The sequence below is a fragment of the Prosthecobacter sp. genome (genome assembly GCF_044222565.1).
GTDB lineage: Bacteria > Verrucomicrobiota > Verrucomicrobiia > Verrucomicrobiales > Verrucomicrobiaceae > Prosthecobacter.
Genome location: NZ_JBGANA010000004.1, coordinates 130326 through 146068 on the forward strand (window position 1 = coordinate 130326; position 15743 = coordinate 146068).

Annotated in this window: 11 protein-coding genes and 1 other RNA gene; 10 read left to right on the forward strand and 2 right to left on the reverse strand. The window is 61.2% G+C overall.

Features of this window, described 5'->3' with window-relative positions; all coding sequences use genetic code 11:
• Positions 1-4 precede the first annotated feature (4 nt).
• A complete protein-coding gene (locus ACILSR_RS07180; protein ID WP_395749060.1) occupies positions 5-679 on the forward strand; it encodes a pseudouridine synthase in 675 nt (224 codons plus the stop codon).
• 105 nt (positions 680-784) lie between these two features.
• A complete protein-coding gene (locus ACILSR_RS07185) occupies positions 785-1669 on the forward strand; it encodes a polysaccharide deacetylase family protein (protein ID WP_395749061.1) in 885 nt (294 codons plus the stop codon).
• A gap of 113 nt (positions 1670-1782) precedes the next feature.
• On the opposite strand, the gene ssrS is transcribed toward ACILSR_RS07185, so the two are convergent.
• Positions 1783-1964, reverse strand: a non-coding RNA gene (ssrS, locus tag ACILSR_RS07190) — 6S RNA.
• Between the two features lie 244 nt (positions 1965-2208).
• Between ssrS and ACILSR_RS07195 the strand changes: the two genes are divergently transcribed.
• The 4 genes from ACILSR_RS07195 to ACILSR_RS07210 all read left to right on the forward strand — a co-directional run bounded on the left by ACILSR_RS07195 (position 2209) and on the right by ACILSR_RS07210 (position 8351).
• Entirely contained in the window at positions 2209-3345 is a 1137-nt protein-coding gene (locus ACILSR_RS07195) for a metallophosphoesterase family protein (protein ID WP_395749062.1), read from the forward strand.
• A gap of 139 nt (positions 3346-3484) precedes the next feature.
• Positions 3485-4162, forward strand: coding sequence for a hypothetical protein (locus tag ACILSR_RS07200; RefSeq protein WP_395749063.1), 678 nt, complete (start codon positions 3485-3487; stop codon positions 4160-4162).
• Positions 4163-4398: 236 nt separating this feature from the next.
• Positions 4399-6729 (forward strand): sialidase family protein, encoded by a 2331-nt coding sequence (locus tag ACILSR_RS07205; protein ID WP_395749064.1) that lies wholly within the window; start codon positions 4399-4401, stop codon positions 6727-6729.
• Positions 6730-6818: 89 nt separating this feature from the next.
• Complete coding sequence (locus ACILSR_RS07210) at positions 6819-8351, forward strand: nitrous oxide reductase family maturation protein NosD (RefSeq protein ID WP_395749065.1); 1533 nt, start codon at positions 6819-6821, stop codon at positions 8349-8351.
• Between the two features lie 356 nt (positions 8352-8707).
• Here the strand turns inward: ACILSR_RS07210 and ACILSR_RS07215 are convergent, their stop codons facing one another.
• Positions 8708-10012 (reverse strand): ATP-dependent 6-phosphofructokinase, encoded by a 1305-nt coding sequence (locus tag ACILSR_RS07215; protein ID WP_395749066.1) that lies wholly within the window; start codon positions 10010-10012, stop codon positions 8708-8710.
• 96 nt (positions 10013-10108) lie between these two features.
• Between ACILSR_RS07215 and ACILSR_RS07220 the strand changes: the two genes are divergently transcribed.
• The 4 genes from ACILSR_RS07220 to ACILSR_RS07235 all read left to right on the forward strand — a co-directional run bounded on the left by ACILSR_RS07220 (position 10109) and on the right by ACILSR_RS07235 (position 15736).
• Positions 10109-12010, forward strand: a complete 1902-nt coding sequence (locus ACILSR_RS07220; RefSeq protein WP_395749067.1) for a sulfatase-like hydrolase/transferase — start codon at positions 10109-10111, stop codon at positions 12008-12010.
• A gap of 213 nt (positions 12011-12223) precedes the next feature.
• On the forward strand, positions 12224-12883 hold the full coding sequence (locus ACILSR_RS07225; protein WP_395749068.1) for a bifunctional 4-hydroxy-2-oxoglutarate aldolase/2-dehydro-3-deoxy-phosphogluconate aldolase: 660 nt from the start codon (positions 12224-12226) through the stop codon (positions 12881-12883).
• On the forward strand, positions 12880-13911 hold the full coding sequence (locus tag ACILSR_RS07230) for a PfkB family carbohydrate kinase (protein ID WP_395749069.1): 1032 nt from the start codon (positions 12880-12882) through the stop codon (positions 13909-13911). The genes ACILSR_RS07225 and ACILSR_RS07230 overlap by 4 nt, the downstream gene beginning before the upstream one ends.
• Positions 13912-13930: 19 nt before the next feature.
• Positions 13931-15736 carry a M3 family oligoendopeptidase gene (locus tag ACILSR_RS07235; protein WP_395749070.1) on the forward strand — a complete coding sequence of 602 codons (1806 nt, stop codon included), beginning with the start codon at positions 13931-13933 and terminating at the stop codon, positions 15734-15736.
• Positions 15737-15743: the final 7 nt, after the last annotated feature.

Consider the following 15743-nt stretch of genomic DNA (forward strand, 5'->3'; position numbering starts at 1 on the left):
TCGCATGAAATTGGACCGACTCATTGCCAGTTATCAGTCTCAGGGCAGGCAGTCCGCACACCTTGCCATCGCGGCCAGGCGTGTGCGCGTGAATGGCGCGATCGTGACCGATGGCCACCATCCTGTGGATCGTTTCACTCGCGTGGAGATTGATGATGCAGTGGTCCAGCGTCCGGAGCGTTCTCTCTACATCATGCTGCACAAGCCCGTCGGCATCCTCAGCGCCACCAAGGACGACACCCATCCCACCGTGATCGATTTGATTGACGACCCCGAGAAGCACACCCTGCACATCGCCGGCCGTCTCGATCGCAGCACCTCCGGCCTCGTCCTGCTCACCAATGATGGCCGCTGGTCCAAAAGCCTCATGACTGCGGAGGAAAAGGTGCCCAAGGTTTATCTCGTCGAAACCCAGGACCCCATCGCTCCGGATGCCGTCGAGGCCTTCGCCCGTGGCTTTTATTTCCACACTGAGGACATCACCACACTTCCCGCTGAACTTGTCCTTCTCGGCGAACGCCGTGCCCGTCTCACGCTGCACGAAGGCCGCTATCATCAGGTGAAGCGCATGTTTCACCGCGTGGGAAATCGAGTGGTCAGCCTTCACCGCGAGAGCATCGGCGGCTTCACCCTCCCGGATGACCTGCCACCAGGCGCATGGCGTGAACTTCGAATATGATGGACGCTGCCAAAAAAATTCAAGAACCTCCCCGGTTTTCACAAAATCCAGCTTTCGCGTCCGTCCTTCACCCCTTACTCTCCATACCTTGTGATCACCCCACGCATGTACTTTAGCATTTGGTTTGGCATCATGTTGACGGCCCAGTCCGGCTGCTCAACACCCAAGGCTGCAAAGCCGGACAAGATCGACGTCTCCGAAGCGCGCAAGGCGACTCCCTTCGTCGAAAAGGAGAACCCGCTGGTCAAGCGCCTCAACAATCCCTCCTCCATGCCCGTCGTGCCGCCTGCAGGTGCGCGCATCTCCTACTCCTCCGCCAAGATCAGCCAGAAGACCCTGGCCATGACCTTTGACGACGGCCCGCACCCCAGCCTGACTCCCAAGCTGCTGGACATCCTCAAGGAGCGGAACATCAAGTGCACCTTCTTCCTCATCGGCCAGCAGGTGAAGATGTACCCGAACATCGTCCGCCGCATCATTGAGGAAGGCCACGAAATCGGCAATCACACCTGGACCCATTGCAGCCTCACCAGCCGTTCCGATGATCAGATCCGCAGCGAGCTGAAAAAATCCGAAGACGCTGTCTTCGAAGTCGCCGGTGTGCGCCCGCATCTCGTCCGCCCTCCCTATGGTGCCATCAATTCCCGCATCAAAGACCTCATGTTCTCCGAGTTCGGCTACTCCACCATCATGTGGTCGGTCGATCCCCAGGACTGGCGCCGCCCCGGTGTCGCTGCTGTGACCAGCCGACTCGTCAATGGTGCTCATCCCGGTGCCATCATGCTCTCGCATGACATCCATCCCCCTACCATCACCGCCATGCCCGGGATGTTCGATCAGCTCCTGGCCAAGGGGTATCAGTTCGTCACCGTCAGCCAGCTCCTCAACATGGAAAAAGCCTCCATGCCCGTCGGCGTCATCGTCCGCCCCGCCGAAAAAATCGGCGACACCGACCCCAAGCCTCTGCCGGAGAAAAAGCCGAAAGCTTGAGCACGTGATACGGGCTGCCAGCCCGTAAATTGGAAAGTGTTTTCCAGCGGCGGCGCACAGCCAGCCATCACGTCTTGAAAAAAAGAAAGCGCCCCGGGCGGAGCCGGGACGCTTTCAAACCCACATGTGCCGTCCGAATACAAAGGGCTCACGTATCCCATGAGACCAGGTGGGAACCCGCATGATGAAGCTCTGTCTTCCAGTAAAGGCATGACATGTCACTTCAGTGCGCAGCCCCCGCAGTTGATGAATCGGGCCGGGCCACAAAGCTCGAAAACGAACACCGCAGGAAATTTTTCAAAGAGCAGGCCTTGATCTCAAAGATCACAGCCAAGTAAATGAAAGTATCCCTTAATGGCCTGCGGATCAAGGACCGTGTAGCCCCATCAAAAGTAGTCCTGAGCTTTAGCTCGTTCTGGAAAGCGGCCGTTCCTTCCGCTGGCCTGGCGCCCTCCAGCTCACACTCCATCGGCATCGTGCATCAGCTTCTGCTCGTCGTTGAGTGTTCAATGTTCGCGATTCTCTCCGTTATCTAGCCCATGCTCCGCCCTGTCCTCTTCTTTGTCCTGCTCTGCACCTCCGCCCATGCCGCCGCCATCCAGCGCATCTGGCTGACCTTTCAGCGTGAAAAACCGACGCACATCACCGTGAACTGGGAAACCGAGCGTCCCTCGAAGTCCACCATTGCGTTCGGCACCAGCCCTCGTTTTAAAACCAGCATCGATGAAGACGAAGCGGTCACGCTTCATCACATGGAAATCCCGCTTCCGCAAAGCGAAGACCTGTTTCTTTACTATCAGGTGGGCTCTGGAACGGAGACGTCTGAAGTTCACCATCTGAAAGCCATGCCCACCAAAGAACTTCGCGTCGCCGTCGTCGGCGACTGGGGCTTCGCTCAGCCCGACCTCTCCGCCCTGATCAAAGACGACCCGCATGTCCTCATGACCGCAGGCGACAACGTCGCCAGCCTCCACCAGCAGGGCAGGGAAGGCACCAAAGCCTTCAGCGCCCTGATCGACTCCCAGCCAGAACTCTTCAGCAGCACCCCTTTCATGCCGGTGCTTGGCAATCATGATCGCGAAATCCGTTCGCGTGGTCCCAAGCCACCTCCGGAGGCCGTTTACGACGTGGACGCCACCGCCTACCGCGAATTCTTCGCGCTGCCTGGCACTGAATGGAACTGGGCTCTTTCCTTTCCCGACTTCAACGCCCGTTTCATCGCCCTCGATCTCGAACACATTCAGGACATGGGCACCACCTGGCAGACCGGTCATCCCTTCGATGCGGCCTCCGCCCAGCTCGCCTGGTACCGCCAGCAAATGGAGGCGCCGTACTCCGGTCACACCATCACCATTCAAAACGAACGCAACGCCACCATGCGCAGCCAGCTGAAAGGCGAGTGGGGCCGCCTGTTTCAGCAAGGCTCCGCCGTCATCACCGGATTCGGCTATTTCGCCGAGCGCGCCATGGTGGACGGCTTCCCCTATTACAACACCGCCCTCAAGGGCAACGGCGACAAGTACCCCGACCCCAATTCCTCTTTCTTCGCCAGCGAGCACAGCTACATCCTCCTCACCTTCAAACCGAAGTCGCCCATGAAGATCGAAATCAAGAGCCTCGCAGGCCAGGTCCTCGACACGCAGAACGTACAGTACTCATCTCGCTCCGCGAGATGAGTCCAGCGCCCACGCAAACCCCAACACGAACGAGCCGCCAAAATTTTCCTCCTCCTCTTCCTCATACTCCTCCTCCCTGAATTCAGTGCTCCCGCGCAACATCCTCCTTGGCCTCACGTTTCCCAGCGCCACCACCACCATGAAACTCCTCGCCTTCCTCTCCCTTGCGGCTCTCTGCACCGCCGCAGACATCCCCGCCGAACCCATCGCACAAAAAGGCGAACTCATCCTGGACGACAACTTCGAGCGCAAAGGCCTCGGCGAGTGGAAGTCCCTCATCCCCACCTTCGCCATCGAAGGCGGCGAGCTCAAAGGCTGGCAGACCCGCGCCGATCACGGTGCCGTCGGTCGTGTCTATAAACCCATGAAGGACGTTGTCGTAGAGTTCCGCTTCCAACTCGTCGGCTCCACCGGCTTCAACGCCGTTTTCGACGATCAAAAGTTCAAAGGCTCCCATGCCGGCCACATCTGCCGCGTCGCCTTTGCCCCCACGCAAATCCGCATCGGCGATGACAAAGAAGGCGTCATGCGCAACGACATCTACGAAATGCGCAAAGACCCCGCGCACAAAAAGGACGCCGACAAACTCCTCGAAGGCCGCGGCTCCTCCGCCACCGTCCCCAAGCTCGAGCAGCAAAAATGGTATCAGGTCACCATCGAACTCAAAGGCGACGCGCTCCGCGTCAGCATGGACGGCAAACCCATCACCTACCTCAAATCCCCCGGCATCGCCCACGAAACCAAGAGCAGCTTCCACTTCACCGTCAATGGCCCCGGGGCCCTCTTCGACGACGTCAAAATCTGGCACGCGAAGTAAGGGGAAAGTACGATGGACACTCCTGTCCGTCGATCAGCGCTCACGGCAGAGCCCCTCATTATCGAGAACCCCAAGATGCCGCCACAACAAGGGCATGGCTCTCCCAACGCTCCCGCCTGCGTTGAATCGTGAGAAAGAGTGCCCGCCGCACTCAGTCGTGGTAACATAACACCCTCAATTCCCCCTTCAGCCCCATGAACGCCTCCTCCACCGGCGTTCTCCTCCCACACCCAACCATGAAACACGCCGCACTCCTGCTCCTTTCCCTGCTCGCTCTGCAAGCCGCCGCCCAGGACAAAGCCCTGCTCGATCTCGCGCTCGAACCGCCTGTCATCAACACCGAGCCCGGCCCGGAATACGACGCCGAGAAGCGCCCCGGCAACATGATCATCGGCATCGACCGCACCCCCAAAGGCCGCCTCTGGGCCGCATGGGTCGGCAATGGCGACTCGCCCAACGGCTTCTTCATGCTCGCCACCAGCGACGACGACGGTAAATCATGGTCAAAGCCCCGCCTCGTCATCGATCCCCTGGACGGCGAACTCAATGGCGTGAAGTACGAACGCCGCGCCCTCGTCGGCAATCTCTGGACCGATCCCCTCGGCCGCCTCTGGTGCTTCTTCGATCAAAGCCTCGGTTACTTCGACGGCCGCTGCGGCGACTGGTTCATCCGCTGCGATGATCCCGATGCAGCCGAGCCCCAATGGACCGCCCCCACACGCTTCGCCGACGGCTGCACCCTCAACAAACCCACCGTCCTCAGCAATGGCGACTGGCTTCTCCCCGTCTCCCTCTGGACCCGCGACCGCATGCACGGTCCCGGCGTGGACAAAGAAGCGCACAAAGACCTCGACGTCATCCGCATGGCCAACGTCTTCGCCTCCACCGATCAGGGCAAAACCTGGACCCGCCGCGGCGGCGTCGCCTTCCCCCGCACCGACTTCGACGAGCACATGATCGTCGAGCGCAAAGACGGCACCCTCTGGATGCTCGCCCGCACCAAGGACGGCATCAGCGAAAGCACCTCCGCCGACAAAGGCGCCACCTGGACTGAGCCACAGCCTTCCGCCATCCAAAACCCCAGCGCCCGCTTCTTCATCCGGCGCCTCGCCTCCGGCAAACTCCTCCTCGTCAAAAACGGCCCCATCAACGTGCGCCTCCCACGCCGCTCCAACCTGAAAGCCTTCCTCTCCGACGACGACGGCAAGACCTGGGGCAAAGGCTACCTCATCGACGACCGCGCCGAAGTCTCCTACCCCGATGGCTTTCAGGCCCCGAACGGCGACATTCACATTCTTTATGACTGGAACCGCCACACCGACGCCGAAATCCTCCACGTCAAATTCACCGAGGAAGACATGCAGAAGCAGGCCGAAATCGGCAAGCTCACCATGGACCCCGAAGAGATCAAACGCCGCTCCAAAGTCGGCAAAACGGTGGTCAACAAAGCCCTCGCCCCCAAGCTTCCCAAGTCCATCACCCCAGACCCCAAATGGACCGCGCAGGCCATCGAAGACGCCAAACAAGATTTCAAAAGCATCCCCTACGATGGTGTGACCCCCAATAAAATGGTATGTGATACCACCCTGCGCGAGCTGCCCGACGGCTCCTGGATCCTCTTCATCCTCGCCGGCGGCGATACCGAACCCAGCCCCCTCAACTACACCGGCGTCACCCGCAGCCACGACATGGGCAAGACCTGGACTCCTCTGGAGCGCTTCGACGTGGGCTTCCCCCGCGAAGGCAAAACCATCGGCCAGGGCCCCACAGAGCTCATGATCCTCGGCCAGCGCAGCACCCTCTTCTTTTCCACCCACTCCAAGCACTGGGCCAACGACTGGCGCTCCTGGTTCCTCACCAGTGATGACTCCTTCAAGACCTGGAGCAAGCCGGAAGAAATCCCCGGCCGCCTCAAAGAGCGCACCTTCATCCGCAAGCACATCGTCTGCAAAGACGGCCGCATCATGATCCCCTTCCAGCACTACATCGGCCCCGACGATCAGCAGGATCGCGCCCCCCTTGACCGCGATTTCACCAACCCACGCAACGGCGTCCTCATCAGCAGCGACGGCGGCAAAACCTGGACTGAGCACGGCAACATCCGCCTCACCCCCAACAGCCGCTACTTCGGCTGGGCCGAAAACGATCTCTTCGAGCACCCGGACGGCCGCATCACCATGGTCATCCGTGGCGATGGCCTCGGCGGCATGCTCTACAAAGCCGAAAGCAAAGACGGCGGCCTCACCTGGCCCGAATTCGCCAGCACCACGCCGATCCCCAATCCCGGCAGCAAAACCACCCTCTACAATCTCGGCGGAGATCGCGTCGCCATCCTGCACAATCCCAACAGCAAACACCGCAGCCCCATGGCCCTGTGGATCAGCTTTGACGGCATGAAGACCTGGCCCTACCAGCGCGTCCTCCAGCAGGAGTCCGTCGATGGCCCCAAAGGCCGCATGAACTACCCCGACGGCTTCGTCAGCAAAGACGGCCAGTGGCTCCATTTCGCCTTCGACGACAACCGCCACCGCGCCGTGCATTACAGCGCCAAGCTGCCGCCAAAGTAGCCCTGTTACTGCGGAACAGGGTAGTTTGATTGCGAAAATGCGATGCGCTGCGAGTTGAGTCTCGGGCCAAACGTTCTATCGCATTATCCATGAAAATCCTCCCATGCGTCGCCGTCCTTGTCGTTTGGGCACTGGGCTTCCCCTTGGAGGCAAAGGGGGCTGAAATCCGAATCAAACCCGGTGCATCAGACCAGCCCATCTCAAACGCCATCGCAGCCTCGAATGCAGGTGACACACTCGTGCTTGCGCCAGGTGTTTATCACGAGCGCCTTCGCCTCGAAAAGCAGCTCACTCTGCGCGGCGAACCCGGCGCCATCATCGACGGCACCATACCGCTCAAAGCCGAATGGTCACCCGCCGAAGGCATGGAAAAGGTCTTCACCACCCCATCCAAAAGCCGCCCCGAAGGCCTCCTCATCGACGGCAAATTCATCGCCGAAATCCGCTTTGATCGCGCACAAAAAAGCGGCGAATGGAACTGGCAGACCCTCCTCGCCAAAGGTCCGCCCCTAGGCGGCTTCAAACACATCCGCGCTCTCTGGATGTATCACTCCAAAGAAAAGAAGATCTATCTCCGCCTCGAAGACGGCGCAGCCCCGGACAAAGCCACACTCAGCGCAGTCATGTCCGGAGAACCTCTCATCGAAATCACTGCCACTGGCGCTGTGGTGGACGGCCTGACCCTCCGCGGCGGGATCGAAGCCATCACGCTCGCGGAAGGCGCAAAAGACTGCATCATCCGCTACTGCAAAATCACCTCCTATGAAGGCTCCGGCGTTCTGCTCCGAGGCGGCGCTTCATCCTGCACCGTGGAAGACTGCGACATCACCCGCGGTGCCTTCGAAGACTGGCGCGCCACCACCGAAAACCGCCGTGAAAACTACGAGATCTGGCGCATCCACAAAGACGTCGGCAAATACGATCGCGTCGGCATTGAGCTCATCCGCGCAGGCACCAGCAACCGCATCCTCCGCAATCACCTCGACCGCACCTTCGACGGCATCTGCCTCGGCGACTCCAGCACCGAATCCCTCGACAAGCCCCTCATCGATCCCAATCACGGCCGCGGCACCGAGATCGCCGGAAACATCATCGAAAACACCCGCGACTCCGGCATCGAACTCGGCGTCGGCTGCATCGATGTCAACGTCCACCACAACACCCTCTGCCACACCCACGGCGGCCTCCGCTTCAAGCTCCCCCGCATCGGTCCCGTCTTCATTCATCACAATCACCTCATCGACGGCACCCCGTTCAACATCTGGTTCAGCATGGACTCCTCTCCTGCAGAAGGCTACATCTACCACAACACCATCACCGGCGGCTCGGACGCAGCATTCGTGTACTCCTCCTTCAATGCCACACGCGACTTCGCCACCCCCAAGTGGCACCTCCTCAACAACCTCATCCTGCAGGTAAAAGACGGCTTCTTCGACCAGCGCAAAGGCACCCCGCCCCGCGACTTCACCGAATCCCACAACATCACCTCCGACGACCCCCACGCCGCCATCGGTGCCGGCCTCGATCTCTCCACCTACCTCAAAGGCAACCCCCTCCCCGGCTGCGAACCCGGCTACTTCAAAGCCAAAGCCCCCGATGCCGGAGCCGGCTCCGTAAAGTAGCCATCTCGCTCCGTCGAGATGAGCTACAACGCTCCGCGAGCCATATCAGCTACTTGCGCCACAGCACTCTCGCAATGCCAGCAGTGATGCGGGCACTCCTGCCCGCAACCGAATCACCCAGTGCCCCCACCTTCGTCCTCGTCCTCCTACTCGAACTCGTCCTCGATTTTACCACTCCGCCTCTCGAAAAAACGCCGCGACTCTATAGCACCACCATCTTCCTCCTCCCTCATTCTGAACGACCAGGAAAAAGAGGAGAATGTAGCGCGGTATTCCGATACCGCGACAGCACCGAATCGGCATACGAACTCCGATTTACATCCAGCCACGTTCCCCCTTCGAGCAAAGCGCCCCCCTCACTTCATCACCATCGGCTGCCCCGTGCACTCCAGCACGCTGTGCCACAGCTCCTGCGTCGGATCCACCTTGCGCCGCCCATGAATCACAAGCTCCAGCGGCAGATGCACAAAAGACCCATGCCACCGTCCCACCAGCATGTTCGTCTTCCCCGCCATCGCCGCATGCACCGCATTCTGCGCCAGGCGCGAGCAGTACACATTGTCCTGCGCATTCGCCGGCACACTCCGCACGATGTAGCTCGGATCAATGTACTTCAGGTTCACCTCCGTCTTCCGCCCCTTGAAAAACGCATTGATGCGATCCTTCAAAAACGGGCCAATGTCCCCATACCTCTTGTTCCCGCTCGCATCCGTTTCATCGCCGGTTTGCATCAGGTGCTGTCCCGCGCCCTCCGCCACCACGATCACCGCGCTGCCACGTTTCATCAGCCGCTGCCGCAAAAACTCCAGCAGTCCCGCCTCGCCATCCAGTTCAAAGTGCACCTCCGGAATCAGTACAAAATCCACGTTGCTGCCCGCCAGCGCCGCGTAGCACGCGATGAAGCCCGAATCACGCCCCATCAGCTTCACCAGCCCCACGCCGTTCACCGCGCCCGTGGCCTCCACATACGCGCACTTCACGGCCTGTACCGCCGCATCAAACGCCGTCTCAAATCCAAAGCTCTTGTCCAGATAGCGGATGTCATTGTCGATCGTCTTCGGAATACCCACCACCGCCTTCTTCAATCCCCGCCGCTCGATCTCCTTCGTGATCTCCGCCGCGCCCCGCAGCGTCCCATCCCCGCCGATCACAAAGAGAATGTCCACCTTCATGTCCTCCAGCGTGTCCACCATTTCACCAATGTCCTGCTTCCCGCGCGAGCTTCCCAGCATCGTCCCGCCAAAGTGATGCCCCTGGTCCACGGAGGAAGGTTTTAGCAGAAGCGGCGTATGCCCAAAGCGCTGTACCAGCCCCTCATATCCATATCGAAATCCATACACCCGCGCCACGCCATACTGGTGATGGCAGCGATGCACGATGCCACGAATAATGTCATTCAGCCCCGGGCACAGTCCCCCACAAGTCACAATCCCCACCGTCGTCTTGGGAGGGTCAAAATAAATCATCTCGCGCGGCCCCGCCTCCTCATAGCTCGGTGTCGAGACATCGCGTCCGTCTTCCAGCAGATGGCTGTGGTAGAGAATGCGGTCCGCCGCATCCGTTTTAAAAGGAGCCTCCACTCCGCCAATACGATGCAGCGGCGAGTGGATCAGGCAGGGGCCGAGCGTCGGAATGCTCGTGTCAAAAGGGGCAGGGGTCATGGCTGGGTGGATGTCCTGTAGAGCAGGACAAGTGCCATTCTCCCGCTCCTCACGGCAACAAACGCCCCTCCGCCACGTTCCTCATGGCTCCCAATAATGAGAATCCTCCCCGCCCTGCTCCTTCTGGCGTTTGCCGTTCCGCCGTCGCTGCCCGCTGCCGATCAGCGTCCAAACATCGTCGTCCTCTTCGTCGATGACCTCGGCTACGCCGATATCGGCCCCTTTGGCGCCACCAAGCAGAAGACACCCAATCTCGACCGCATGGCCCGCGAAGGCATGAAGCTCACCAGCTTCTACGCCGCCCCGGTCTGCAGCGTCTCACGCGCTCAGCTTATGACCGGCTGCTACGGCGCGCGCGTCTCCGTGCCCGGCGTCTATGGACCTGGAAACAAAAACGGCCTGCACCCCCAGGAGCGCACCATCGCCGAATATCTCAAAGACCAGGGCTACGCCACGCAGATCATCGGCAAATGGCACCTCGGCGACCAGCCCGAGTTTCTTCCCACCAAGCAGGGCTTCGACCACTACCTCGGCATCCCCTATTCCAACGACATGCAAAAGATCGCCAAAGAGAGCGGTAAACAAGTCGTGCCCCTCGTGCGCGATGACAAAGTCCTCGAACTCCTCACCGAAGAAGATCAGTCCCGCATCGAAGAGCGCTACACCGAGGAAGCCCTCAGCTTCATCCGCGCCAACAAAGAAAAGCCCTTCTTCCTCTACTTCCCCCACACCGCCGTTCACACCCCCATCCATCCTGGAAAAGCCTTTGCCGGCAAATCCCAAAACGGCCGCTTCGGCGACTGGGTCGAAGAAGTCGATTGGAGCGTCGGCCGCGTCCTCGATACCCTGCGTGAACTCAAGCTCGATCAAAACACCCTCGTCGTCTTCACCAGCGACAACGGCCCCTGGCTCGTCAAAGGCGCAGACGGCGGCAGCGCCCTCCCTCTGCGTGGTGGAAAAGGCAGCACCTGGGAGGGCGGCATGCGCGAGCCCTCCCTCGCCTGGTGGCCCGGCAAAATCGTCCCCGGCACCGTGTGCGATGCCGTCGCTGGCACCATCGATCTCCTGCCCACCTGCGTAAAACTCGCCGGCGGCACCGTGCCCTCCGAACCCACCATCGACGGTCGCGACATCTCCCCGCTCCTCTTCGGCAAAACCAAGGAGTCCCAGCGCGAAGCCCACTACTACTTCAGCAGCTACAACCTCCAGGCCGTCCGCCAGGGCCCATGGAAGCTCGCCCTCACTCCCCAGTCCGAATCTCTAGGCAAAGGGGTGGCCACGGACACCAAATCAGGACCCCGCCTCTACAATCTCGACGACGAGATCGGCGAGCAAACCAATCTTGCCGACAAGCATCCCGACATCGTCGCCAAGCTTCAGGCCCTCGCCGCAAAAATGAGCACCGAAATCGGCGGCAGCACACCCACCTCCCGTCGCCCGCCCGGTGAAGTCGAAAATCCGCAACTCCTCTATCCCTCCAACGAAGCCCCCCGCGACAAAAAGAAAACTGCGCCCAAGGAGCGGCACTTGCCAAGTGCCGACCTTTCCACACTCAAACCCGGCGACACCCTCACCTCAGACGCGGCCCCTCAGATCGCCAATCGCTCCTTCACCATTACCTGTACCGTCGAAACCACCCAGCCCGATGCCGTCCTCATCGCCCATGGCGGCGCTTCCGCCGGTTACGCCCTGCATCTCCGCAGCGGCCACGTCGTTTTCACCATCCGCTACGGCGGCGGCGAATCCTTCACCGAGGTCCAGTCTCCCGCTCCCATCACCGGCAGCACCCGCATCGTCGCCAGCCTCTCGCAAGACCGCACCCTGACCCTCACCATCAACGATCAGCCCGCCACTACCGCCAAAGCCCCCGGCCTCATCAGCCGTCAGCCACAAGAAGACTTCTGCATCGGTCACGACAACGCAAGGCCGGTGGCCACCTACAAATCCAAAGCAAAATTCGAAGGAACCATTACCGGCCTTAAAATCGCCACGCCATGAGTAGCACGGCACTCCGGCCGTAGGTTGGACGTGTTTGGCGTCGAGCGCCCCCTGACGCTCCACAGCATCCCCGCCAAACCGTCCGACTGCGAGCGCGTTCATACGCCTCAACGTTTGCCATCCCCATCTGCGTCCCTTCAGTCTTTTTGGTCACGTCCCCACTTCGCTCACAACCCATTTGCAAAACCCCGTGTCCCTCGCCTGCTTCCAGCCATGACCACCGCCTTTCCCGACCCCCTGCGTCTGCAACTTCAGCAAACGGGCGTCATTGCCGTTTTGATGATCGACCGCGTCGAGGATGCCGCTCCTCTCGCCCGCGCTCTTCTCGCAGGCGGTGTGAACACCATCGAGCTCACCCTCCGCACCTTCGCCGCTCTCCAATGTCTCCGCCGCATCCGCGATGAGGTCCCGGAGATGACCATCGGCGTCGGCACCATCCTCACCCCGCAGCAGGTAAACGACGCCAAGGACAATGGCGCCAGCTTCGGCGTCGCTCCCGGCATGAACCCCCGCGTCGTCGCCGAGGCCATGCGCATCGGCCTCCCGTTCGCCCCCGGTGTTTGTACCCCCACGGACATCGAGCTCGCCGTCGAGGCCGGCTGCCGTGTGCTCAAATTCTTCCCCTCGGAGCACTCCGGCGGCCTCGCTTACCTGCGTGCTATCTCCGCTCCGTTTGCGCATCTGGGCGTCGAGTTCATCCCGCTCGGCGGAGTCGGTGCAGGCAATGCCGCCCACTACCTGCGCGAGCCCTCCGTCCTCGCCCTCGGCGGCTCATGGCTTGCGCCAAAGGAGATCATTGCCAAGGGTGGCTGGGACCTTATCACTGCACTCGCGCGCGAGGCCACGGACATCGTCAAACAGGTCCGCCCATGAGCCGCGTCGTTACCTTCGGCGAGATCATGCTGCGCCTCGCCACGCCCGGCTTCGCACGTTTTCAGCAGGCCATCCCCGGCAGCCTCCAGGCCACCTTCGCCGGAGCCGAGGCCAGCATCGCCGCATCGCTCGCCTATCTCGGTATCGATGCCGCCTTCCTCACCTCCCTACCAGATCATACCATCGCCGATGCCTGCATCGCCGATCTCCGCAGCCTCGGCGTTGAGACAAAGCACATCCTCCGCACTCAGTCAGGCCGCCTCGGTACCTACTTCCTCGAGCACGGCGCCAACCAGCGCGGCGGCAATGTCATCTACGATCGCGAAGGCTCATCCATCGCCATCACCCCTGCGTCCGCTTACGACTGGGACGCCACCTTCACCGGCTGCGAATATTTCGTCATCTCCGGCATCACCCCCGCCATCTCCCGCAATGCCGCCGAGGTCGCCCTCGCCGCAGTAGAGGAAGCTGCGATGCGTAAGATCCCCGTCGTGTGCGATATGAACTACCGCACCAAGCTCTGGCACTGGGACCCGCCTCTCCCCGCCCGCGATCTCGCCACCCGCACCATGAGATCGCTCCTGCCTTTCGTCACCATCTTCGTCGGCGGCATCAGCGACGCCACCGCCATGCTCGGCATCGATTACAACGGCGACCTCCACGCGCTTGCGAAACAAATCACCGCCCAGTTCCCCAATCTCACCCACGCCGCCTTCACCCTCCGCGATGGCAGCACCTCCGCCGCTCAATCCTTCAGCGGCGCCCTCTTCGAAGCCGCCACCGACACCCTCCACACCGCCCCGCGCTACACCATCACCCAGCTCATCGACCGCCTCGGCGCAGGCGATGCCTTCACCGCAGGCCTGGTCTTCTCCTTCCTCCAAAACTCCCCGCCACCCACCGCCATCTCCTTCGCCACCGCCGCCGGCTGCCTCGCCCATTCCATCGAAGGCGACTACAACTACAGCACCCGCGCCGAAATCGAATCCCTCATGCAAGGCGACGCCGCCGGTCGCGTCAGCCGCTAATTTTTCATTTCATCCTTTTATGTCCAATCCCGTCACCATCACCACCCCCGACCGCTGGTCCCTCACCTCCTGGTTCTCCGCATTCGGCGCCCCTGACTACACCGACTTCAAAGCCGCTCTGGTCACAGACGTCGAAGCCCTCAAAACCCAGGCCGCCGCCCTCACCATCAGCACAGTCGAAATCGCCAAGGTCATCAATTCCCTTGAATCCCTTAGCGACCGCCTCGGCCACCTCTCTGCCTACCTCGGCTGCCTTTCCGCAGACGATGCCAATGACGAAGCCGTCAAAGCCGACGAAGCCTGGATCTCCACCCTCGATGCCGAAAGCACCAAGCTCATGGCCTCGCTGCGTTCCGCTCTCGCCGCCTTGACCGAAGACTCCTTCGATGTCCTCCTCGCCGACCCCTCTTTGAAAAACGCCGAGCATGCCGTCAAGCGCATGCGCCACGAAGGCCAGCACCAGATGAAGTCCGAGATGGAAGCACTGGCTGCTGATCTCAACGTCAACGGCCTCCACGCCTGGGGCCGCCTCTACGACACCCTCACCGGCAAGATGGAGTTCGAAATGACCTTCCCCGATGGGCACAAAGAAATCGTCCCCATGTCCCGCCGCCGCGCCCTCATGTCAGAGCCCGACCGCAAGCTGCGCGAAGCCTCCTTCATCGACGGCCAGAAACCCTTCAACGACCACGCCGTCACCCTCGCCGCCGGCCTGAACGGCATCGCCGGCACCCGCCTCAGCCTCTACGGCCGCCGCGGCCTCCCCCACTTCCTCGACTCACCGCTCTTCGATGGCGCCATGAGCCGCCAGTCCCTCGACGCGATGCTGGAAGCCATCCACACCCACATCGATCTCCCTCGTCGCGCCCTGCGCAAAGCCGCCAATCTCCAGGGTACCTCCGCCCTTCACTACTTCGACCTCGAAGCCCCGCAGATCGCCGCTCCCGATGAAAAAGAACTCACCTGGGACGAAGCCTGCGCCACCGTCGATCAAGCCTTCAGCTCCGCTTACCCAAAACTCGGTGACTACTTCCGCGAGATGCTTGCGCAACGGTGGATCGAAGCCCAGCCCCGCGCCGGCAAACGCCCCGGCGCCTTCTGCACCGGCTCCCAGCTCAAGCACGAAGAGCGCGTTTACATGACCTTCCACCGCACCGTGCACGACATGGTCACCCTCGCGCATGAAGTCGGCCACGCCTGGCACTCCTGCGTCCTGCGCCCCGCGCGCTCCTTCGCCGCCAGCTACCCCATGACCCTCGCCGAGACCGCCTCAAACTTCGGCGAAATGATCCTCCTCAACGGCCTCATGAGCGACCCTGCCATCACCGAAGCCACCAAGGCCTACCTCCTCGATCAGGAGATGCTGCGCGCCCACGCCTACCTCATCAATATCCCCATGCGCTACGAGTTCGAAAAAGCCTTCTACACCGAGCGCGCCAACGGCGAAGTCAGCGTCAGCCGCCTCAGCGAGCTCATGTGCGAAGCCCAGCGCAAGCTCTACGGCGATACCCTCCTCGAAGACGGCTTCGATCCCATGTTCTGGGCCTCTAAGATGCACTTCTTCATCAGCGGCATCTCCTTCTACAACTTCCCCTACGTCTTCGGCTATCTCCTCAGCCAGGCCCTCTTCGCCCGCTTCAAAGCCGAAGGCCCCTCCTTCCTCCCACGTTACGAAGCCTTCCTCTCCATGACCGGCAGCGCCACCTGCGAAGAAGTCGTCAAACAAACCCTCGGCGAAGACATCACCCAGCCCGAATTCTGGGCCACCGCCCTCAAAGCCATCGAGCCCACCCTCAAGGCCTACGAGGCAGTAGCCGTGAAGTAATACCACG